Raw genomic sequence first — 20,038 nt, 5'->3', positions numbered from 1 at the left:
GTTTAGGTGCCGCCCGCCGACACCGCCCACCTGGCACCGGGAGGGACGGATGGCAGGGCGGCGGGCACCCTCGACGGCGCCGGTCGGAAGGTGCATCCTGAGGGAATGGACGTGACCGCCGAACCACTGACCCTGTTGCGCGAACGCACGAGCATGAAATGGCGCAACTACCCGGGCGACGTCCTGCCGCTGTTCATCGCCGAGATGGACTACCCGCTCGCCGAGCCGATCGCGGAGGCCCTGCACGACGCCGTGCGCCGCAGCGACACCGGCTACGCCGCCCCGGCCAACGATCTCGGCGAGGCGTTCGCCGGATTCGCGGGAAACCGGTGGGGCTGGCGGGTCGACCCTGACCAGGTGGCCAGCACCACGGATGTCAGTGTCGCCATCGTCGAGACCCTCCGCGGACTGATCCTCCCGGGCGACCGGGTCGTGATCACTCCCCCGGTCTACCCGCCGTTCTTCGACCTGGTCGCCGAGGCGGGCGGGCGGGTGGAGCCGGTGCCGCTCCTGCACGGTCAGACCGGCTGGACGCTCGACCTCGACGCGCTCGAGCGGGTCTTCCTGGGCGGCACCCGCTTCATCCTGCTCTGCAACCCGCACAACCCGATCGGGCATCCGCACGGGATCGAGGACCTCATCGCCCTGGCCGAACTGGCCGCCCGCCACGGCGTGACCGTGGTCAGCGACGAGGTGCACGCGCCGCTCACGCGGGCCGGCGCCGTGTTCACGCCCTACCTGACGGTGTCGCCGGAGGCGGCGGAGCACGGCGTGTGCCTCACCTCCGCGAGCAAGGCCTGGAACCTCGCCGGGCTCAAATGCGCTCTCATCGTCACCGCGTCAGAGCGGATGCGCCGGGTCGTCACCGCCCTGCCGCAGGAGGTGTCGTGGCGCACGAGCCAGTTCGGCCTGATCGCCGGGGTCGCGGCATACCGGCACGGGCAGCCCTGGCTCGACGGGGTGCTCGCCGCGCTGGACGCCAATCGCGGCCTGCTCGGCGACCTGCTCGACGCACAGCTTCCCGGCGTGCCCTACTCGCCGCCCGACGCGGGCTTCCTGGCCTGGCTCGACCTTCGCAGCCTCGGCTGGGGCGACGACCCGTCGGCCGCAGCCCTGGAGCGGGCGAAGGTGGCGCTCAGCCCCGGCCCGATGTTCGGGACTCCCGGCCAGGGCTTCGCCCGCCTCAACTTCGCCTGCTCGCCGGAGGTGCTCTCCGAGGCGATCTCGCGCCTCGCCGCCGCGATCTGACCCGCCGCGGTGGTCGAGCCGCGGTGGTCGAGCCTGTCGAGACCGGGGATCTCGACAAGCTCGATCAACGGACGGCCCGATCACCGGACGGCCCGATCACCGTCGCCGGTCGATCAGCGCCGGTAGTTGGGTGCCTCGACCACGATCTGCACGTCGTGCGGGTGCGACTCCTTGAGTCCGGCAGCCGTGATCCGCACGAACTTGCCCTTCTGCTTGAGCTCGTCGATCGTGCGCGCGCCCACGTAGAACATCGACTGGCGCAGCCCTCCGATCAGCTGGTACGCCACCGCGGACACCGGTCCGCGATACGGAACCTGGCCCTCGATGCCCTCGGGGATGAGCTTGTCGTCGGACGGGACATCCGACTGGAAGTAACGGTCCTTCGAGTACGACGTCTTCGTGCCGCGGCTCTGCAATGCGCCGAGTGACCCCATGCCACGGTAGGTCTTGAACTGCTTGCCGTTGACGAAGACGAGTTCGCCGGGGCTTTCGTCGCAGCCGGCGAGCAGGGAGCCGAGCATGACGGTGTCCGCCCCGGCCACGAGCGCCTTGGCGATGTCGCCCGAGTACTGCAGGCCGCCGTCGGCGATCACGGGGATACCGGCCTCCCGGGCCGCGAGCGATGCCTGGTACACGGCGGTGATCTGCGGCACCCCCACGCCGGCGACGATGCGGGTGGTGCAGATCGAGCCGGGGCCCACGCCCACCTTGATGGCGTCCGCGCCGGCGTCGACCAGGGCCTGGGCGCCGGAACGGGTCGCCACGTTGCCGCCGATCACGTCGACGTCAGCGAAGGCCGGGTCGGTCTTCAGACGACGGATGATGTCCAGCACCCCGGCGCTGTCGCCGTTGGCGGTGTCGACCACGAGCACGTCGACCCCGGCCTCGAGCAGCGCGGTGGCGCGCTGCCAGGCGTCGCCGAAGAAGCCGATCGCCGCGCCCACGCGCAGGCGTCCGGCGTCATCCTTGGTCGCGAAGGGGTATTCCTCGCTCTTGTCGAAGTCCTTGACGGTGATCAGACCGGTGAGCCGGCCCGCTTCGTCGACCAGCGGAAGCTTCTCGATCTTGTGGGTGGCGAAGATGGCGACGGCGTCCATCGGCGCCATCCCGACCTTGCCGGTGATCAGGGGCGCCGTCGTCATGACCTCGCGCACGCGGGTCGTGTGCTTCTTCGTGCCGGAGACGAAGCGCATGTCGCGGTTGGTGATGATTCCGACGAGCACGCCGTCCGAGTCGATCACCGGGAGGCCGCTGATCCGGTACTGGCCGCAGAGCGCGTCGACCTCCGCAACGGTGGCGTCGGGCGAAGTTGTTACCGGATTGGTAATCATGCCGGATTCGCTGCGTTTGACCAGGTCGACCTGCTCGGCCTGGTCCGAGATCGAGAGGTTGCGGTGCAGCACGCCGAGGCCGCCTTCGCGGGCCATCGCGATCGCCATCCGGGTCTCGGTGACGGTGTCCATGGCGCTGGACAGCAGCGGTGTGGCCACGCTGATCCGCCGCGTCAACCGAGACATAGTCTCGGCTTCACTGGGAATGACGTCCGTGTGCCCCGGAAGGAGGAGCACGTCGTCGTAGGTGAGCCCGGTGAAACCGAACGGATCTGGCTGATCCATGAAACCCCTTTTGCGTGAGCTGAAGAATGGAAGAAGTCCGGGAATCCCAGGGATGCGACCGGTTCATCAATGTTAAGCGAGATTGACCCCCGCGCATTCCGGTGGGATTAAACAGCGCGACTCGCCGAACCCGCTGAGCGAAATCGTCGTCAGGGGGAACATTGCCGAAACATATGAGACATAATCGGCACGTACTGTCGACAATGATGTTGGCAGGTGAGACCCGGGGCAGGCTCGGAGACAGACCCAGCATGCCGCCATGGAGGTGCAGTGAATTCCACTGAAGCTGTTCGCAGATACTCACCCAGGATGCTGGTGATCTTCCTCGGCCTGCTCTTCGCAGCCCTGACGATGTCCACATTCTCCACACTGTCGGCAAGCCCGGCGCACGCGGACGAGGTCGGCACCGACCAGTACGACTACGTGCTGGCCGGGAACGTCCAGTTCAATCAGAAGCCGCTCGACGGCGTGCTGATCACGGTCAAGGGCTCCGGCTACGAGGCCGAGGTCAAGACCGGCGTCGACGGCAAGTGGAAGGTCGGCGTCCCTGAGAAGGCCACCTACACGGTCAGCCTCGACGAGAAGACCCTGCCCAAGGGCGTCATCGTCGCCAAGGGCGGGAGCGTCATCAAGGCCGAGTTCGGGCTCACCAAGGTGAAGTCGGTGAACTTCTTCCTCGGCGAAGGCACCCGGGTCACGGTCAGCTTCTTCGACCAGTTCCTCAACCGGTTCGTGAACGGCCTCAACTTCGGGCTCCTGCTCGCCCTGGCGGCCATCGGCCTGTCCCTGATCTTCGGCACCACCGGGCTGAGCAACTTCGCCCACGCCGAGATGATCACCTTCGGTGCCCTGATGACCCTGGCCTTCTCGGTCACGCTGGGCCTGCCGGTCTGGCTCGCCATCATCATCGCGCTCGTGCTCAGCGCCGGCCTCGGCTGGACTCTCGACGCAGTGATCTGGAAGCCGCTGCGCCGCAAGGGAGTGGGCCTGATCCCGCTGATGATCGTCAGCATCGGCCTGTCGCTCGCGCTGCGCTACGTCTTCCAGTTCTTCGTCGGTGGCGGCACCAGCCAGCTGCCCGGTTCCGGCCTGGCCGACCTTCAGTTCGGCCCGGTCCGGCTGTCCCTGATCGACCTGGGCAGCATGGGCATCAGCATCGTGGTGCTGCTGGCAGTGTCCTACTTCCTGTTGCGCACCCGCATCGGCAAGGCCACCCGGGCCGTGTCGGACAACCCCAGCCTCGCCTCCGCGAGCGGGATCGACGTGGACGGCGTCATCCGCATCGTCTGGGTCGTCGGCGGCGCGCTGGCCGGCCTCAGCGGCATCCTCTGGGCCTACTTCCGCCCCGGCGTCAGCTGGGACATGGGCTTCCAGATCCTGCTGCTCGTCTTCGCCGCCACCACCCTCGGCGGCCTGGGCACGGCCTTCGGCGCCCTGGTCGGCTCGATGATCGTCGGCCTCTTCGTCGAACTGTCGACGCTGTGGCTTCCCTCCGACCTCAAATACGTCGGTGCACTCGTTGTGCTGATCCTGGTGCTGCTGCTTCGGCCGCAAGGCATCCTGGGTCGCAAAGAAAGAATTGGCTAGAAGGGCATCCGATGATCGACTGGGGAGCAATCTTTAGCAACGCGGCCGTCGAGCTGATCAGCCCGACCACCGCCGCCTACGCCCTTGCGGCGCTGGGGCTGGCGGTCCACTTCGGCTACACCGGCCTGCTCAATTTCGGCCAGGCCGGCTTCATGGCCCTCGGCGCCTACGGGTACGCCATCTCCATCCTCAGCTTCGGCTTCCCCGTCTGGGGCGCCGTGCTGGTGGGGATCGGGGCATCCGTGGTCTTCGCCCTGGTCCTGGGCATCCCGACCCTGCGCCTGCGCGCGGACTATCTCGCGATCGTCACGATCGCCGCCGCCGAGATCGTGCGGCTGCTGTTCACGACCAACACGTTCGAGCCGCTGACCGGTTCGGCGAACGGCCTGAGCGGGTACAAGGGCGGCTTCGCGGCGCTGAACCCGATCCCCGAGGGCAGCTACGGCTTCGGCCCGTTCGAGTACAACGCCTACGACTGGTGGCTGCGCATCGTGGCCTGGACGATCGTGGTGCTGGCCTGCCTGTTCACCTGGCAGATCATGCGCAGCCCGTGGGGCCGGGTGATCAAGGGCATCCGTGAAGACGAGGATGCCGTGCGCGCCCTGGGCAAGAACGTCTACTCCTACAAGATGCAGTCCCTCGTGCTCGGTGGAGTGTTCGGCACGATCGCCGGGATGATCTTCGTACTCCCCCGCGCGGTGGTGCCGTCGAACTACCAGACGTCGCTCACGTTCTTCATCTACGCGATCCTCCTGCTCGGAGGCGCGGCCACGATCCTCGGCCCGGTGATCGGCTCGATGATCTTCTGGGTGCTGCTCTCGTTCTTCTCGGGTTTCATCGCCCGTGCCGTCGAGGCAGGCTGGCTGCCGTTCATGACCAGCATCCAGGCCGGACAGTTGCGCTTCATCCTCGTGGGTGTCGCGATCATGCTCATAGTCATCTTCAGACCGCAGGGCATCTTCGGAAACAAGAAGGAGTTGGCCTTTGTCAAGTAACCCAGTTCCCAGCAGCAAGCCGGTCAAGTCGATCGACCTGCACATCGGCGAGGCCGCACCCGGGTGCAAGAAGCGCGACCCGATCCTGGTCGCGGACGGCGTGAGCCGCACCTTCGGCGGACTCAAGGCCGTCGACGTCGACCACGTGGAGATCCCCCGCGGCGCCATCACCGCCCTGATCGGGCCGAACGGCGCCGGCAAGACCACGCTGTTCAACCTGTTGACCGGCTTCGACAAGCCCGACACCGGGTCGTGGACCTTCGAGGGCCGGTCCCTGTCCGGGATGCCGGCGTTCAAGGTGGCCCGGATGGGCCAGGTGCGCACGTTCCAGCTCACCAAGGCGCTCGGCCTGCTCACCGTGATGGACAACATGCTCCTCGGCGCGAAGGGCCAGTCCGGCGAGAACCTGTTCCGGGCGATGCTCCCGTTCTTCTGGCGCAAACAGGAGGAGGACAACAAGGCCAGGGCCATCGACATCCTCACCCGGTTCAAGCTGGACACCAAGAAGGACGACTACGCCGCCAGCCTGTCCGGCGGGCAGCGCAAGCTCCTCGAAATGGCCCGCGCCCTGATGAGCGAGCCGACCCTGGTCATGCTCGACGAACCGATGGCCGGGGTGAACCCGGCGCTGACCCAGTCGCTGCTCGACCACATCCTCAACCTGAAGACCCAGGGCATGAGCGTGCTCTTCGTCGAACACGATATGCACATGGTGCGCCACATCGCCGACTGGGTCATCGTGATGGCCGAGGGCAAGGTGGTCGCCGAAGGCGACCCGCACGAGGTCATGCGCAACCCCGCTGTGATCGACGCCTACCTGGGCCAGCACCACGATGAAGACCTCGGCGCGGATCCCTCCGCCGAGAAGGAACACGTCGTAGCGATCAAGGAGCTGCTCGATGACGAACTCTAGCCCGACCACAGTCCCGGCGCCCTCACCCGCGCAGACGGGCGTGCCCGTCGTCGACGTGAAGACGGTCACCGCCGGCTACCTGCCCGGGGTGAACATCCTCAACGCCTGCTCGCTGACCGCCTACGACGGCGAGCTGATCGGCATCATCGGCCCGAACGGCGCCGGCAAGTCGACGCTGCTCAAGTCGATCTTCGGCCAGGTGAAGGTGCGCGAGGGCGAGATCCTGCTCCGCGGGGAGAACATCACCAACCTCAAGGCGAACAAGCTGGTCTCCAAGGGGGTCGGCTTCGTCCCGCAGACGAACAACGTCTTCCCCACGCTCACCATCCAGGAGAACCTGGAGATGGGCATGTTCCAGAAGCCGAAGGGCCTCGCTGAGCGCCTCGAGTTCGTCACCGAGATCTTCCCCGAGCTGAAGAAGCGCCTGCAGCAGCGGGCCGGATCACTGTCGGGCGGTGAACGGCAGATGGTCGCCATGTCGCGGGCGCTGATGATGGGCCCGCACGTGCTGCTGCTCGACGAGCCGAGCGCCGGGCTGTCCCCGGTGCGCCAGGACGAGGCGTTCCTGCGGGTCAAGGAGATCAACAAGGCCGGCGTGACCACCATCATGGTCGAACAGAATGCGCGCCGCTGCCTGCAGATCTGCGACCGCGGCTACGTGCTGGACCAGGGCCGGGACGCGTACACGGGAACCGGCCGTGAGCTGCTGAACGACCCCAAGGTGATCGGCCTGTACCTGGGCACCCTCGGCCAGGACGACTAGCCTCTCAGAGCCCGTCAGCCGGGCACAGAAGCGGCGCCGGAGGACATCCTCGGGCGCCGCTTCTCTGTGTGCCCGGCGCCCCCACTCGCGAGCGTGATGGCGGATCGGCGAACGGACGGATGGTCGTGGACGACCGGCAACGAGAGGAACGGATGCGGAACGACAGTGGGGCCCCGACCGAAGTCGGGGCCCCACTGTCGTTCGCTTCAGTGACTAGTTGATGCGCTTGTACGTGTTGTCAGCCTTGTACTCGTAGACGCCGATGGTCGCCTCGGTCGGGTCGCCGTTCTCATCGAACGTGACCGGGCCGGAGAAGCCGTCGTAGTTGACCTGCTCACCCTTCGCGAGGGCCTTGGCGGCCGTCTTGAAGTCGGTGACCTTGGTGCCGTCGCCCGTGCCGCCCGAGACCTGGCGGAGGTAGTCGGCGATGGACGTGCCCTTGACGTCGTTCGCAGCGTAGGCGGCGAGCGCGATCAGCACGACGGCGTCGTAGGACTCGGCCGCGTAGCTGAAGTCGGTCAGGGTCGGGTCGATCTCCTTCAGGCGCGTGGTGAAGTCACCCAGCGTTCCGACGTCGAGTCCGGGCAGCGTGCCCTTCGCGCCGGTGATGAGACCGGGCGCGAAGTCCTTGCTGTAGTCGGACAGGTTGCCGTCGACGAAGTAGAGCTTGCCGCCCGGGTAACCGGAGCCGACGAGCGCGGGCGTGATGACCTTGGCCTGGTCGAACGTGATCAGGGCGATCGCATCCGGCTTGGCGGCGGTCACCTCGGAGATCTGGGCGGCGAAGTTGGAGTCGCCCTCGTTGAACAGCGACTTGGCGACGACCTTGCCACCGGCGGCTTCGAACGCCTTCGTCGTGGAGTCGGCCAGGCCGGTGCCGTAGGAGTCGTTGAGCACGATCAGCCCAAGGGTGCTGTTCCCGTCCTCGGCGATCTGGTTGCCGAGCACCTCGCCCTGGAGCAGGTCGGACGGCGCGGTGCGCCAGTACAGGCCCTTGTCGTCGTACTTCGTGAAGTCCGCCGAGGTGTTGGCCGGGGAGAACTGCACGACGCCGGCGCCGGTGATCTGGTCGATCACGGTCTTGGAGACGCCCGACGAGGCGGCGCCAATGATGGCCGAGACGTCCTGGGACAGGAGGTCGGTCACCGACACGGTGGCGGTGTCGGTCGTGGTGTCACCCGAGTCGCGGTAGACGGGATCGATGGTGAGCCCGAGCTTCGCGTCGTTGATGTCCTTGACGGCGAGTGCGACACCGGCTTCTTCGGGCGGGCCGAGGAAGGCGAGAGCGCCACTCTGGGGAAGGATCGTGCCGATCTTGAGGGTGAGGTTGCGGTCGCCGGCCTTGATGGCCTTCGCGTCTCCACTCGCAGCGGGCGTCTCCGATGCAGTCGGGGCAGCGGAATTGCTGCTGCATCCGGTGAGCAGAAGTGCGCTGACGCCGACCATGGCGACGCCGGTGATGACTGCCCGGACTGAGCGGGAGGCCGAGGCCTTCGCGAATACGCTCATGTTGCTCCTTGGGAATAGGAAGTGAAAGGTCACGGCGATCGATTGACCGCCGTGCTGTCACATTATTGACAGGAATCGCGCGAAACAAGACAACCGGGTTACATCCGTGTAACGCGACCCAAATCGTTACGATCGGCGGCCGGTGACACCCTCATAGGCGATCTGTTGCGTCTCGGCCAGCGCAGCCGCACATTCTCCCCAGGAGCCGCAGACCGTAGGGCCCGAACTCACCCGGTCGAGGGCCGCTGCGATCGACGGCCCGCCGTCGTCGCCGGCCTGCACCGCTGCCAGCGCCGTGAGGATCACGCCGTCGTAGGCCTCGCCTCCGCCGGCCGTTTCCTCCATCCCGGGGTCCATGGTGCCCAGGCGCGCCGCGAACTCATCGCCGGCGGCGAGCGGGGTGCCCCCGTTCGCGAATTCGGCGAGGGGGACCAGCGCGACCCGGACGGCGGCAAGGGCGGATGCGACCTCCGGCGGCACCGGGCTGGTCGCGTCCCAGAGCACGGCGTCGACGCCGCGGGCCAGAAGATCGGCCACCGCTCCCGGCGCGTCGCGGACGGAGTCCCGGTGCACGATCACGACGGGGTGGCCGAGCACGAGGCCCTGTTCGGAGATCTCCCGGGCAGCCAGCTCGGCGCCGGCGACCTGGGCTGCCCCGGAGGCGGCGGCATACCCCGTCATCGGGAAGAGTGAGCCCAGCAGCAGCGTCCCGTCACCGGATGCCGCCACCCGCGGCGCGACGCCGGGCGGCGCCGTGGCCGGGGCGGCCACGGTCGTCGGCGCGCAGCCCGTGACGGCGACCAGGAGCAGCCCGGCGAACATGAGCGATGCGGCAATGCAGCGGCGGGGCATCCGGATTCCTTTCACGAATGCCCCGAGCGTAACGCGGGTCAGGCCGGCTCGAGGGACGCTCGCCGCGGTGCGCGCCCGCTGACGACCATGTCCGTGGTCAGGATGACCAGCGCCACCCAGACCAGGCCGAAACCGACCCAGCGTTCCGGCGGCATCGGTTCGTGCAGGATGAACACCCCGACCAGGAATTGCAGGATGGGCGCGATGAACTGGATCAGCCCCAGGTAGGTGAGCGGGAGACGCCGGGCCGCGGCGGCGAAGAAGAGCAGCGGCACGGCCGTGACGACGCCGGTGGTGAGGAGACCGACCGTGTGCCACGGCGAGATGGCGCCGAAGGTGAGTCCGGAGACGGCACCGACGACGATCAATTGCACGATCGCGATCGGGGCGAGCCAGATGGTTTCCAGGGTGAGCCCGGCCAGGGCGTCGACGCTGTGGCCGACGCGTTTCTTGATCAGCCCGTAGAAGCCGAATGAGAACGCGAGCACAAGGGAGATCCAGGGCAGTGAGCCGTAGCCGACGGTGAGCACGACCACGGCGGCGAGGCTGATGCCCATGGCCATCCATTGCAGCGCCCGGAGCCTCTCGTGCAGCACCACGACGCCGAGCAGCACGGTCACGATCGGGTTGATGAAATAGCCGAGCGCGGCCTCGACCACATGGCCGGACAGGGTTCCGAAGACGTAGGTCTGCCAGTTGACGAAGATCAGGATGCCGGCCAGGCCCATCGTCCAGACGATCCGCGGGCGGCGCAGGACCGCAAGGAACTGACCCCACTTCTTCGTGACCGTGATCAGCAAAACGCAGAACACGAGGGAGAACAGCACCCGCCACGCGACGACCTCGAATGCTCCGGTGGGGGCGAGCAGGAGGAAGTACAGCGGCAGCATCCCCCAGAGTCCGTAGGCGAGGACCGCGTAGATCAGCCCGGTGCTGTGCGCGCTCCGCTGCGGGCGTCCTGCTGCGATGTGGGTGTCCATGGTCTGCCCATCCTCCGGGACGGCCCCGGAAACGACAAATCCCGGACGGCCATGGCCGTCCGGGACTTGCTGCGTGGTGCGTCTGACTAGCGGACGACGACCGCGAGTACGTCGCGGGCCGACAGCACGAGGAGATCCTCGCCACCGAACTTGACCTCGGTTCCGCCGTACTTGGAGTAGATCACCTTGTCGCCGACGGCGACGTCGAGCGGGATGCGGTTGCCGTTGTCGTCGATGCGGCCGGGGCCGACGGCGACGACTTCGCCCTCCTGGGGCTTTTCCTTGGCGGTGTCAGGAATGACCAGACCTGATGCGGTGGTCTGCTCTGCGTCGACCTGCTTGATGACGATGCGATCCTCGAGCGGCTTGATGGAGACCGACACGGTTGACCTCTTTCTTAGCTAAGACTTGGTTGGCAGACTCACAGCGAGAGTGCTAGCTCGAGTTTAGGGCGCATCTGGCACTCACGCAACGTGAGTGCCAGATGCGCGCATGGTTGGTAAGTTTGCGGGATGGATCGCTCAGAGCTCGTCGAGCTGTTATCGCCGGACGGCTTGCGCCTGCTGGACTCCCTGCCGCCCTATGACCCGACGGGCGACGTCGTGCGGATGGTGAGCGACCTCCGCAAGGCCGGCCACGCCCCCGGCCTGGTCACCGCCGTGCTGAACCAGTCCCGGCTGCGCGCACGCGCCGTGCCCAAGTTCGGCGAGTTCGCCGGGCGGATGCTGTTCACCGAGGCAGGCCTGGAGCAGGCCACCCGGTTGCGGGTGGCCGCACTGCACGCCGGCCGATTCGTGGGTGCCTCCCTGGGCCGGGTCGTCGACCTCGGGTGCGGGATCGGCGGCGACGCGATGGCCATGGCGGCGATGGACCTCGCCGTGACGGCGGTGGACACCGACGAGGTGACCGCGACGGTCGCCAGCTTCAACCTTGCCCCGTTCCCGAACGCCGCGGTGGCGCACGGTGACGCCGAGACGTTCGACCTCTCCGTCTTCGACGCGGCCTGGCTCGACCCGGCCCGGCGCACCGCGGGCCACAACAACACGTCCCGGCTGACCCGTCCGGAGGACTACTCCCCCAACCTCGATTTCGTGTTCGGCCTGAGCGAGCGGATGCCGATCGGCGTCAAGCTCGGCCCGGGGCACGACCGTGACCTCATCCCGGCCGGTGCGGAGGCGCAGTGGGTGTCCGTCGACGGAAAGCTGGTCGAGATGGGACTGTGGTTCGGCGCCCTGGCCCGCGAGGGCATCCGCCGGTCGGCCCTGCTCCTGGACCGGGACGGAACCCACGAGCTGAACGCGCCCTCCGACAGCGAGGACGTGGAGGTGGGGGTGCTCGGCGACTATCTCTACGAGCCCGACGGTGCGGTCATCCGTGCCCGGCTGATCGGCGATCTCGCCCGCTCGCAGGATGCCCTCATGTTGAGCGAGGGAATCGCCTACCTCACCTCCGCAGCCCTGCGCCCGACCCCGTTCGCCACGGCCTTCCGGGTGCTCGAGGTTCTTCCGTTCGACGAGAAGAAGCTCCGCGTGGCCCTGCAGGATCGCCGGATCGGCACACTGGAGATCAAGAAACGCGGCGTGGACGTCGACCCGGCCACGCTGCGCATCCGCCTGCGGCTGAAGGGGTCCGAGTCCGGCACGCTCGTGCTCACCCGGGCCGCCGGCCAGCGCGTTGCACTGCTCGTGGAGCGTGTGCGCACACTGGCCTGAGCCGGCCGAGGCTGTTCGGCGGCCCGGAGCCGGTAGGCGATCGTCAGTACGCGATCCGGCCCAGAGCCTGGCTGATGATCACGCACCAGCCCATCACGATGGCCAGGCCGGCGAGACCGGAGACCAGCCCCCAGGCCCACAGTGCGCCGCCGAGGCGTTCGGACCGGCGCGCCATGATCGCCAGCACGACGGCCGCCAGCGAGAGCGGCGCGCCCCAGACGCCGAACAGGGCGACGAGCAGTCCGGCCAGTCCGAATGTGAGCGCTGCGACCGAGAGCCCGCGCCCACCCTCGCGCGATTGCAGCTCGGTGTCGGTGTAGACGTACGGGACCCACTCGGTGGGGGCCGTGACGGTCGACTCGTAATCCAGTTCGCCGTCGACGGTTCCGCGCGGTCGCGTGAGGTCCAGCCGGAAGTCACCGCGTCCGGCGGGCGGGGCGGGCTGGTCCCCGTCCGGGCGTTCGGCCTCCATGGAGCGGTTCAGTAGCTGTATCCGGTGTTCGGGATGTTGGCGAAGACGACGGCCCAGATGACGATGCTCAACAGAGCCAGGGCAACGCCGATCGCCCCGCTGATGATCCCGGTCAGCCAGAAACCCTTCGCACTCGGTTCCTTGGTGCGCCCGAGGAACCCGAGAACGACGGCCGCCGCGGGAATGAACAGGCCGAAGATACCGCCGGCGATCGGGATGAACACCACCGGGGAGCCGAGGATTCCGATGATTCCGGCGACGAGCGCCAGGATGCTGAGAATCGGCTGCTTAGTGGCAGGCCGCCCCGGATAGGGAGCATACGGCGCACCAGAGGCCGGGGGCGGCGGGCTGCCGTAGGGCGGCGGGGCGGAAGGACCGGAACCGTAGCCGGGCGGCGGCGTCGCGGCAGAGCCGGCACCGTAGCCCGGCGGGGGTGTGGCTGCGGCATAGGCGGGCGCGACCGGGGGCGCGGTTGACGTGTTCGGAAAATCGGGCACCTGCGGCACATCCGGCACCTGCGGCACATCCGGCACCTGCGGGACATCCGGCACGTGCGGCACCCCCGAGAGGTCTGGTGTGTTCGAGTCGCTCATGAGCAGTTTCCTTTCCACTTCATTCATTCCGAACCGCGGCCTCGCCGCGGGAGGATCAGTAGCCGGAAATGGAGCCGTCGTTGACCGCGGCGGCGATGACAACGAACCAGACGATGATGACGATGATGGTCGCCAGCACGCCGAGATAGCCGAGCACGAGGCCTCCGATGGCCAGGCCGCGGCCCTTTTCGCCGGTCTTCTTGATCTGGCTCAGGGCGATGTGCCCGGTGATGATCGCGACGAGGGAGATGAAGAACGCCGACACGAGCGAGACGATAGCCAGCACGTTGTACTTGTCCGAGGGCGCCTGGGCGTAAGGCTGCGCGTAGGCGCCGCCCTGACCGTAGGCCGGCGCGGACGGGGCTCCGTAGGCCGGGGCTGCGGGCGGCTGGAAGATCGGCGGCTGGCTGGTCGGGGGCGGGGTCACCGGCGGCAGGTTCGGGTCGGTCATGTCATGCGCTCCTTCAGGAAGTGGGTCGTGTGGCGGTGCCATAGTGGCAGCGCGGGCCGCGAGGTGTCAACGTGTGTGACGAACAGGGTCCCACTTGCACAGAATATCCCTTCCGGCAAGGAACCTCGGATGAGACGGGGTTTCAGACCTGAATCTCCGAGACCGGCAGCGTCGAGTCCGCCCCGAACTCGAGCGACGAGGGCTCGTGTCCGGCCATGATCAGCTGAGCGCCGAGGGCGGCGATCATGGCGCCGTTGTCGGTGCACAGCGACAGGGGCGGGATGCGGAGGGCGATGCCGGCGGCATCCGTGCGCTCCACGGCCACCTGGCGCAACCGGGCGTTGGCGATCACGCCGCCGCCGAGCAGCAACCGCGGAACCTCGAAGTCGACACAGGCGGCCACGGCCTTGGTCAGCAGGATGTCGACGACGGACTCGCGGAAGCTGGCCGCCACATCGGCGATCGGCACGGGTTCGCCCGCATCCTGCCGCTGCTCGACCCACCGGGCCACCGAGGTCTTCAGCCCGGAGAAGGAGAAGTCGTAGCGGTGCCTGGCCATGTCCTTGGTCCGGCTGAGGCCGCGTGGGAACCGGATGGCCGCGGGGTTTCCTTCCAGCGCGGCCCGGTCGATCTGCGGACCGCCGGGGTAGGGCAGGCCCAGGATGCGGGCGACCTTGTCGAACGCCTCCCCTGCCGCGTCGTCGATGGTCTCACCGAGGAGTTCGACATCGGAGACGAGGTCGCGCACGAGCAGCAGGGACGTATGTCCGCCAGAGACGAGGAGCGCGATTGTCGGGTACTCGAGCGGCGCATCGGTCCGGTCGTCGTCGATGCGCAGCAGGTCGGCCCCGACGTGACCGACCAGATGGTTGACCGCGTAGATCGGTTTGCCGAGCGAAATCGCCAGGGCCTTCGCCGCCCCGACTCCGACCATGAGCGCTCCGGAAAGCCCGGGGCCGCAGGTGACGGCGACAGCGTCGATCTCGGAGAGGCTGATGCCTGCCTCGGCGGTTGCTGCGCGGATCGCCGGCACGAGCTCCTCGAGGTGGGCTCGGGCGGCGACCTCCGGCACGACGCCCCCGTAGCGGGCGTGTTCGTCCATCGACGACGCGATCGTGTTGGAGAGCAGGCTGGTACCGCGCACGATTCCGATCCCGGTCTCGTCGCAGGAGGTCTCGATCCCGAGCACCAGCGGGTTCGTGCGGTTCATTCGGTCGCCTCCGGGCGTTCGGGTTCCGACGCGGTCGGGGCCATCTCCGGGTCCGTCAACCGCACCCGCATCACCAGGGCGTCGACATTGTCGGGCTGGTAGTAGCCGCGGCGCACGCCGAGCTCTTCGAAGCCGAGCCGCCGGTAGACCCGCTGGGCCCCCGGGTTGTCGGCGCGCACCTCGAGGAAGACCTCGCGGGCGCCGCGCTTGCGGGCCTCGACGAGCAGGGACTGGACGAGCGTGCGCCCGAGGCCGTGCCCCCTGGCTTCCTCGGTGACCGCAATCGTCTGGATGTCGCCCTCGGTCGCCCCGCGGGGTGCCCGCAGGCCGGCGTAGGCGTCGATCTGGGTGGGAGCGTCGGGCGGGAAGGCGACGAGGTAGTAGCAGTCCGGGTCGGTGACGTCCCTGGCCATCGCTTCTCTCGACCAGGCGTCATTCTCGAAGATGCGGGTTTCGAGCGCCATGATGGCGTCGACGTCGTCGCGGGTGGCGCGCCGCAGTTGCCAGGTCACGTCAGCTCACCCGTTTGGGGCCGTTGGACATGGTGACGTCCGGCGACCGCAGGTAGAGCGCTTCGTCGGCGGCGAAGGCGCGCTGGTGGGCCCAGCTGAGCTCGGCGACCAGCCCCAGCTCGCCGGCGGACACCGTCGCCGCGTCGAAACGGGGCAACCCCGCGTGGGCCCAGTCGGGCTCCTGCAGCACGGCCGGCTTCGCCACCCCGGGCGGGTCGATGCGGACCGGCAGGCCGACGGCATCCGCCCCGCTGTAGGCGGACCAGTTCACCTCCCGGCGTCGCGCGTCGGTGACCACGACGAGGCCGCCGGCGTGGCCGGCCCGGTACCGGCCGAAGGCGATGGCGTCGTGGCTGACGATCGGCACGAACGGTTTGCCGGCGCCGAGAGCGAAGACACGTGCGGCGGCGATTCCGACCCGCAGCCCGGTGAACGGGCCGGGGCCCATTCCCCCGACGACCGCGGAGAGGTCGCCGACGGTGACGCCGGCGGCGGCGAGGCAGTCTCTGATCAGCCGGCCGACCACCTCGGCGTGGCGCATGGTGTCGTCGGTGCCGAGTTCGGCGAGGATGCCGCGCTCGAGGTCGACGACGGCGACACTCGTGCCGGCGGAGGTATCGATGGCGAGAAGCACCTCACCAGCCTATTCGCTGAGCCGCGCGTGCCCGGCCTCGTCGGCGGCGGGGTCGAAGCCGGCGACGCCCGCCCAGCGCGGACCGTGGGCCGTGATCGTTACCGTGCGGGGCTCGTCGAGGTCGAGGCCGTCGTCGTCGAGCCCGTCGTCGTCGGGGCCGGCCGGCGCGGCCTGCGACGCCCCGAGCGGGCGCTCGATCTCGATGTCCAGCCACGATTCGGTGATGCCGTCGAGCATGCCGCGGCCCCATTCGACGACGACGACCGAGTTCGGGAAATCAATGTCGAGGTCGTCGAGTTCGACGGCGCTGGCCAGGCGATAGGCGTCGACGTGCACGAGGGGCGGACCGCCGATCGTGCTGGGATGCGTGCGGGCGAGCACGAAGGTGGGGCTGGTGACGGAGCCGCGAACCCGCAGGCCGACGCCCAGGCCGCGTGTGAACGTGGTCTTCCCGGCGCCGAGCGGCCCGGTGAGCACGACCAGGTCGCCGGCCCGCAGCCGGCCGGCGAGGGCGGCGCCGAAATCGTGCATGGCGTCGGCGTCGGGGATCACGGTGCGCATGAGACCGATCAACCCTCCGTGCCGGACTGAGCAGCCTCTCCCGGCTGCCGGTAGCTGCGCGGAACGCGGTGCCCGATCCGGGTCACGATCTCATAGTTGATGGTGCCGGCGGCGTCCGCCCAGTCGGTGGCGCTCGGCGCGCCGGTCGCGGGATCGCCGAACAGCACCACCTCGTCGCCGACGGCGACGTCGACCTGGCCGACGCTCACCACGAACTGGTCCATCGCGATCCGGCCGACGATCGGATGCGTGCGGCCGCCGATCCGCACGGCCGCGGCCCCGGACGCCTGCCGGGGCACCCCGTCGGCATAGCCGAGAGGGACGAGGGCGAGGTTGCCGTCTTCGGGCGCCCGCCAGAGGTAGTCGTAGGACACCCCGGCGCCGGCGGCGACCCGGCGCACGGCGGCGACCCGCCCGCGCAAGGTCATCGCGGGGACGAGGCCGAGGTCGTGCGAGTCCTGGTCGTCGAACGGCGACAACCCGTACAGGCCGATTCCGATCCGCACCATCGAGAACCGCGCTGCCGGCAGCCGGAGCGCGGCGGCCGTCGAAGCCAGGTGGATCAGGTTCGGGGTCAGTCCGGCGTCGGCGGCCAGCCGAACGCCGCGCTCGAACCGGCCGACCGCATCCGTGTCGTCGGCGGGGGACGCGTTCGAGAGATGGCTGAAGAGCCCCCGCACGCGGAGCAGTCCGGCCCGCTCGAACCCGGCGGCCAGCGCGAACACGTCGGCCCAGTCCGGTTCGTGCACGCCGTTGCGGTTGAGCCCGGTCTCGAGTTTGAACTGCACCGAGGCAGTGCGGCCGAGGGTTGCCGCGGCATCCGCCGCCTGCCGCAGTTGGCGTGCCGACGACAGGCCGAGGTCGATGTCCTGGCTGATCGCCGCCCCGAAGTCGACGTCAGGGTCGTGCAGCCAGGCCAGGATGGGCGCGTCGATCCCGCCGGCGCGCAACTGGAGCGCCTCCTCGACGTCGGCGACCCCGAGCCAGTCCGCGCCGGCGGCGAGCGCCGTGCGGGCCACCGGCAACGCGCCATGGCCATAGGCGTTCGCCTTCACCACCGCCATCAGGTGCGGAGTGCCGATCACTGTGCGCAGGTGGGCGACGTTCGCCGCGATGGCGCCGAGATCGACGACCGCCTCCCTGAAACCCGTCACGAGCGGACGCCCGTCATGAGGTGCTCTCGGCGACCACGAAGGCGCAAGCCACGCCGGCATCGTGCGTCAACGTCAGGTGCACGGTGTCGATCTTCCTCGCCCGCAACGCCTCGGCCACTCCGCCGGAGAGCTGGAAGCCGGGGTTGCCGTGTTCGTCGGCGATGACTTCCATCTCCTGCCAGGTTGCCCCCGCGCTGTCCCCGAGCGCCTTGATCAGGGCCTCCTTGGCGGCGAACCGGGCGGCCAGCGAATGCACCGGCAGTTCTCGTTCGGCGGGCGTGAACAGCCGCGGCACGAGCCCGGGGGTGCGCAGAACCTGGCGTTCGAAGCGTGCGAGGTCGACGATGTCGACCCCGATGCCTCGAATCATGCGGCGACCTCGCCCATTCCGTTCCCGACGACCGCTACTCGACCGTGACGGACTTCGCCAGGTTGCGCGGCTGGTCGACGTCGAGGCCCTTGACGGTGGCCAGCTCCATCGCGAAGATCTGCAACGGCACCACGGCCAGGAGCGGCTCGAACAGCGGCGCGGCGAGCGGGATCCGAATGACGGTGTCCGCATAGGGAAGCACCGCCACGTCGCCCTCTTCGGCGATGGCGATGATCCGGGCACCGCGGGCGCGGATCTCCTGGATGTTGGAGACGACCTTCGGGTGCAGGTGCGCCGACCCGCGGGGGCTCGGCACGATCACGAACACCGGCTGGCCGGGTTCGATCAGGGCGATCGGGCCGTGCTTGAGCTCTCCGGCGGCGAAACCCTCCGCGTGGATGTAGGCCAGCTCCTTGAGCTTGAGCGCGCCTTCCAACGCGATCGGGAAGCCCACGTGGCGGCCGAGGAACAGCACCGCGCGGGTGTCCGCCATCCAGCCGGCCAGCTCGTGCACGGTGGATTCCTGGAGCAGGGTGGTGGCGATCTTCTCGGGGATGGCCTGCAGCTCGAGGACCTGTTCGGCCGACTCGGCGGCGCTGAGGCTGCCGCGCACGCGGGCCAGGTGCAGTCCGAAGAGGTAGAGGGCCGCGATCTGGGCGGTGAAGCCCTTCGTCGACGCGACGGCAACCTCAGGGCCGGCGTGCGTGTAGATCACGGCGTCGGATTCGCGCGGGATGGTCGCACCCTGGGTGTTGCAGATGGAGATGGCCCTCGCGCCGCCCTCGCGGGCGTACTTGACCGCCATCAGCGTGTCCATGGTCTCGCCGGACTGGCTGATCGAAATGACCAGGGTCTCCGGGCTGAGCACCGGGTCGCGGTAGCGGAACTCGTGGCTGAGTTCCACATCGACCGGAACCCTGGTCCACTTCTCGATCGCATACTTGGCGACGTAGCCGGCGTTGGCCGCGGTGCCGCAGGCGACAATGATGATCCGGCGGATGCCGGCGAGCACGTCATCGCCGAAACCGGTCAGCTCGGGCACGACGGCCTGGCCTTCGTGGATGCGCCCGCGGAGGGTGTTGGCCACGGCATCCGGCTGCTCGGAGACCTCCTTGGCCATGAAGCTGGACCAGCCGCCCTTTTCGGCCGCCGACGCGTCCCAGGCGATGTCGAACTCCTCGATCTCGACCGGGGTGCCGTCGAAGTCGGTGATGGTGACCAGGTCGGGGGTGATCGTGACGATCTGGTCCTGGCCGACGGCCACGGCCCGGCGGGTGTACTCGACGAAGGCGGCGACGTCGGAGCCGAGGAAGTTCTCCCCGTCGCCGAGCCCGATCACGAGCGGGGAGTTGCGGCGGGCGCCCACGACCACTCCGGGCTGGTCCTGGTGCACGGCGAGGAGGGTGAAGGCCCCGTCGAGGCGGGAGACGACCGATCGGAAGGCCTCGCTGAGGTCGCCGATGCGCTGGTATTCGCGGCCGAGCAGCACGGCGGCGACCTCGGTGTCGGTCTCGCTCTCGAAGTCGAAGCCTTCGGCCACGAGCTCGTCCTTGAGGACGGCGAAGTTCTCGATGATGCCGTTGTGGATCAGGGCGAGCTTACCGTTGTCGCCCAGGTGAGGGTGCGCGTTGGCGTCGGTCGGGGCGCCGTGGGTGGCCCAGCGGGTGTGACCGATGCCGGTGCGACCGTTGTTGATCGGGCTTGCATCGAGCGCGGCCGCCAGGACAGCCAGCTTGCCGGCGCGCTTGGCGGTGTTGAGCACGCCGTCGGCGTCGATGACGGCGATGCCCGCCGAGTCGTACCCTCGGTACTCCAGCCGGCGCAGCCCTCCCATCAGAACCTCGACGCTTTTATCTTCTCCGACGTATCCCACGATTCCGCACATGGACCCGATTTTAGTCGGACT

At 68.6% G+C, this 20,038-nt stretch carries 21 protein-coding genes; 6 read left to right on the top strand and 15 right to left on the bottom strand.

Going from position 1 to position 20,038, the window contains the following annotated elements; genetic code table 11:
• The first annotated feature begins 105 nt into the window (after positions 1-105).
• The gene (locus IWX89_RS02470; RefSeq protein ID WP_196901970.1) at positions 106-1,248 is read left to right on the top strand and encodes a MalY/PatB family protein; all 1,143 of its coding nucleotides are present in this window, start codon (positions 106-108) and stop codon (positions 1,246-1,248) included.
• 113 nt (positions 1,249-1,361) lie between these two features.
• Here the strand turns inward: IWX89_RS02470 and guaB are convergent, their stop codons facing one another.
• Positions 1,362-2,864 carry an IMP dehydrogenase gene (guaB, locus tag IWX89_RS02465; RefSeq protein ID WP_196901969.1) on the bottom strand — a complete coding sequence of 501 codons (1,503 nt, stop codon included), beginning with the start codon at positions 2,862-2,864 and terminating at the stop codon, positions 1,362-1,364.
• 309 nt (positions 2,865-3,173) lie between these two features.
• Here guaB and IWX89_RS02460 point away from each other — a divergent pair, with 309 nt between their 5' ends.
• Genes IWX89_RS02460 through IWX89_RS02445 form a run of 4 tightly spaced genes read left to right on the top strand, consistent with a single transcriptional unit; the run spans position 3,174 to position 7,122 of the window.
• Positions 3,174-4,451: a branched-chain amino acid ABC transporter permease gene (locus IWX89_RS02460; RefSeq protein ID WP_196901968.1), complete on the top strand. Its 1,278-nt coding sequence runs from the start codon at positions 3,174-3,176 to the stop codon at positions 4,449-4,451.
• Positions 4,452-4,465: 14 nt separating this feature from the next.
• Positions 4,466-5,446 carry a branched-chain amino acid ABC transporter permease gene (locus tag IWX89_RS02455; RefSeq protein WP_134508358.1) on the top strand — a complete coding sequence of 327 codons (981 nt, stop codon included), beginning with the start codon at positions 4,466-4,468 and terminating at the stop codon, positions 5,444-5,446.
• A complete protein-coding gene (locus IWX89_RS02450) occupies positions 5,436-6,359 on the top strand; it encodes an ABC transporter ATP-binding protein (RefSeq protein WP_196901967.1) in 924 nt (307 codons plus the stop codon). The genes IWX89_RS02455 and IWX89_RS02450 overlap by 11 nt, the downstream gene beginning before the upstream one ends.
• Positions 6,346-7,122, top strand: a complete 777-nt coding sequence (locus IWX89_RS02445; protein ID WP_196901966.1) for an ABC transporter ATP-binding protein — start codon at positions 6,346-6,348, stop codon at positions 7,120-7,122. The genes IWX89_RS02450 and IWX89_RS02445 overlap by 14 nt, the downstream gene beginning before the upstream one ends.
• 213 nt (positions 7,123-7,335) lie before the next feature.
• On the opposite strand, the gene IWX89_RS02440 is transcribed toward IWX89_RS02445, so the two are convergent.
• From IWX89_RS02440 to groES, 4 genes are all read right to left on the bottom strand, one after another.
• Positions 7,336-8,631 (bottom strand): ABC transporter substrate-binding protein, encoded by a 1,296-nt coding sequence (locus IWX89_RS02440; protein WP_196901965.1) that lies wholly within the window; start codon positions 8,629-8,631, stop codon positions 7,336-7,338.
• Between the two features lie 126 nt (positions 8,632-8,757).
• Positions 8,758-9,483, bottom strand: a complete 726-nt coding sequence (locus IWX89_RS02435) for an ABC transporter substrate-binding protein (RefSeq protein ID WP_196901964.1) — start codon at positions 9,481-9,483, stop codon at positions 8,758-8,760.
• 38 nt (positions 9,484-9,521) lie between these two features.
• Positions 9,522-10,463: an EamA family transporter RarD gene (gene rarD / locus IWX89_RS02430; protein ID WP_196901963.1), complete on the bottom strand. Its 942-nt coding sequence runs from the start codon at positions 10,461-10,463 to the stop codon at positions 9,522-9,524.
• 86 nt (positions 10,464-10,549) lie between these two features.
• A complete protein-coding gene (gene groES, locus IWX89_RS02425) occupies positions 10,550-10,846 on the bottom strand; it encodes a co-chaperone GroES (protein ID WP_066597535.1) in 297 nt (98 codons plus the stop codon).
• Between the two features lie 129 nt (positions 10,847-10,975).
• Between groES and IWX89_RS02420 the strand changes: the two genes are divergently transcribed.
• Positions 10,976-12,175 carry a class I SAM-dependent methyltransferase gene (locus IWX89_RS02420; protein ID WP_196901962.1) on the top strand — a complete coding sequence of 400 codons (1,200 nt, stop codon included), beginning with the start codon at positions 10,976-10,978 and terminating at the stop codon, positions 12,173-12,175.
• 43 nt (positions 12,176-12,218) lie between these two features.
• Here the strand turns inward: IWX89_RS02420 and IWX89_RS02415 are convergent, their stop codons facing one another.
• The 10 genes from IWX89_RS02415 to glmS all read right to left on the bottom strand — a co-directional run bounded on the left by IWX89_RS02415 (position 12,219) and on the right by glmS (position 20,017).
• Positions 12,219-12,647 (bottom strand): hypothetical protein, encoded by a 429-nt coding sequence (locus IWX89_RS02415; RefSeq protein WP_196901961.1) that lies wholly within the window; start codon positions 12,645-12,647, stop codon positions 12,219-12,221.
• 8 nt (positions 12,648-12,655) lie between these two features.
• Positions 12,656-13,240, bottom strand: a complete 585-nt coding sequence (locus IWX89_RS02410) for a DUF4190 domain-containing protein (protein ID WP_196901960.1) — start codon at positions 13,238-13,240, stop codon at positions 12,656-12,658.
• Between the two features lie 55 nt (positions 13,241-13,295).
• Positions 13,296-13,691 carry a DUF4190 domain-containing protein gene (locus tag IWX89_RS02405; protein WP_231382754.1) on the bottom strand — a complete coding sequence of 132 codons (396 nt, stop codon included), beginning with the start codon at positions 13,689-13,691 and terminating at the stop codon, positions 13,296-13,298.
• A 142-nt stretch (positions 13,692-13,833) separates the two neighbouring features.
• On the bottom strand, positions 13,834-14,901 hold the full coding sequence (gene tsaD, locus IWX89_RS02400) for a tRNA (adenosine(37)-N6)-threonylcarbamoyltransferase complex transferase subunit TsaD (RefSeq protein ID WP_196901958.1): 1,068 nt from the start codon (positions 14,899-14,901) through the stop codon (positions 13,834-13,836).
• Positions 14,898-15,413 (bottom strand): ribosomal protein S18-alanine N-acetyltransferase, encoded by a 516-nt coding sequence (gene rimI / locus IWX89_RS02395; RefSeq protein WP_307836356.1) that lies wholly within the window; start codon positions 15,411-15,413, stop codon positions 14,898-14,900. Before rimI ends, tsaD begins: the two co-directional genes overlap by 4 nt.
• 1 nt (position 15,414) lies before the next feature.
• Entirely contained in the window at positions 15,415-16,047 is a 633-nt protein-coding gene (gene tsaB, locus IWX89_RS02390) for a tRNA (adenosine(37)-N6)-threonylcarbamoyltransferase complex dimerization subunit type 1 TsaB (protein ID WP_196901957.1), read from the bottom strand.
• 9 nt (positions 16,048-16,056) lie between these two features.
• Positions 16,057-16,608: a tRNA (adenosine(37)-N6)-threonylcarbamoyltransferase complex ATPase subunit type 1 TsaE gene (gene tsaE / locus IWX89_RS02385; RefSeq protein WP_196901956.1), complete on the bottom strand. Its 552-nt coding sequence runs from the start codon at positions 16,606-16,608 to the stop codon at positions 16,057-16,059.
• A gap of 8 nt (positions 16,609-16,616) precedes the next feature.
• Positions 16,617-17,762: an alanine racemase gene (gene alr / locus IWX89_RS02380; protein ID WP_307836355.1), complete on the bottom strand. Its 1,146-nt coding sequence runs from the start codon at positions 17,760-17,762 to the stop codon at positions 16,617-16,619.
• A gap of 13 nt (positions 17,763-17,775) precedes the next feature.
• The gene (locus IWX89_RS02375) at positions 17,776-18,132 is read right to left on the bottom strand and encodes a holo-ACP synthase (RefSeq protein WP_196901954.1); all 357 of its coding nucleotides are present in this window, start codon (positions 18,130-18,132) and stop codon (positions 17,776-17,778) included.
• Between the two features lie 34 nt (positions 18,133-18,166).
• The gene (gene glmS / locus IWX89_RS02370; protein ID WP_196901953.1) at positions 18,167-20,017 is read right to left on the bottom strand and encodes a glutamine--fructose-6-phosphate transaminase (isomerizing); all 1,851 of its coding nucleotides are present in this window, start codon (positions 20,015-20,017) and stop codon (positions 18,167-18,169) included.
• Between the last annotated feature and the right edge of the window lie 21 nt (positions 20,018-20,038).

The organism is Cryobacterium sp. MP_M3 (assembly GCF_015752155.1).
Taxonomy (GTDB): Bacteria; Actinomycetota; Actinomycetes; order Actinomycetales; family Microbacteriaceae; genus Cryobacterium.
This window is presented reverse-complemented; position numbering and strand designations above follow the sequence as displayed.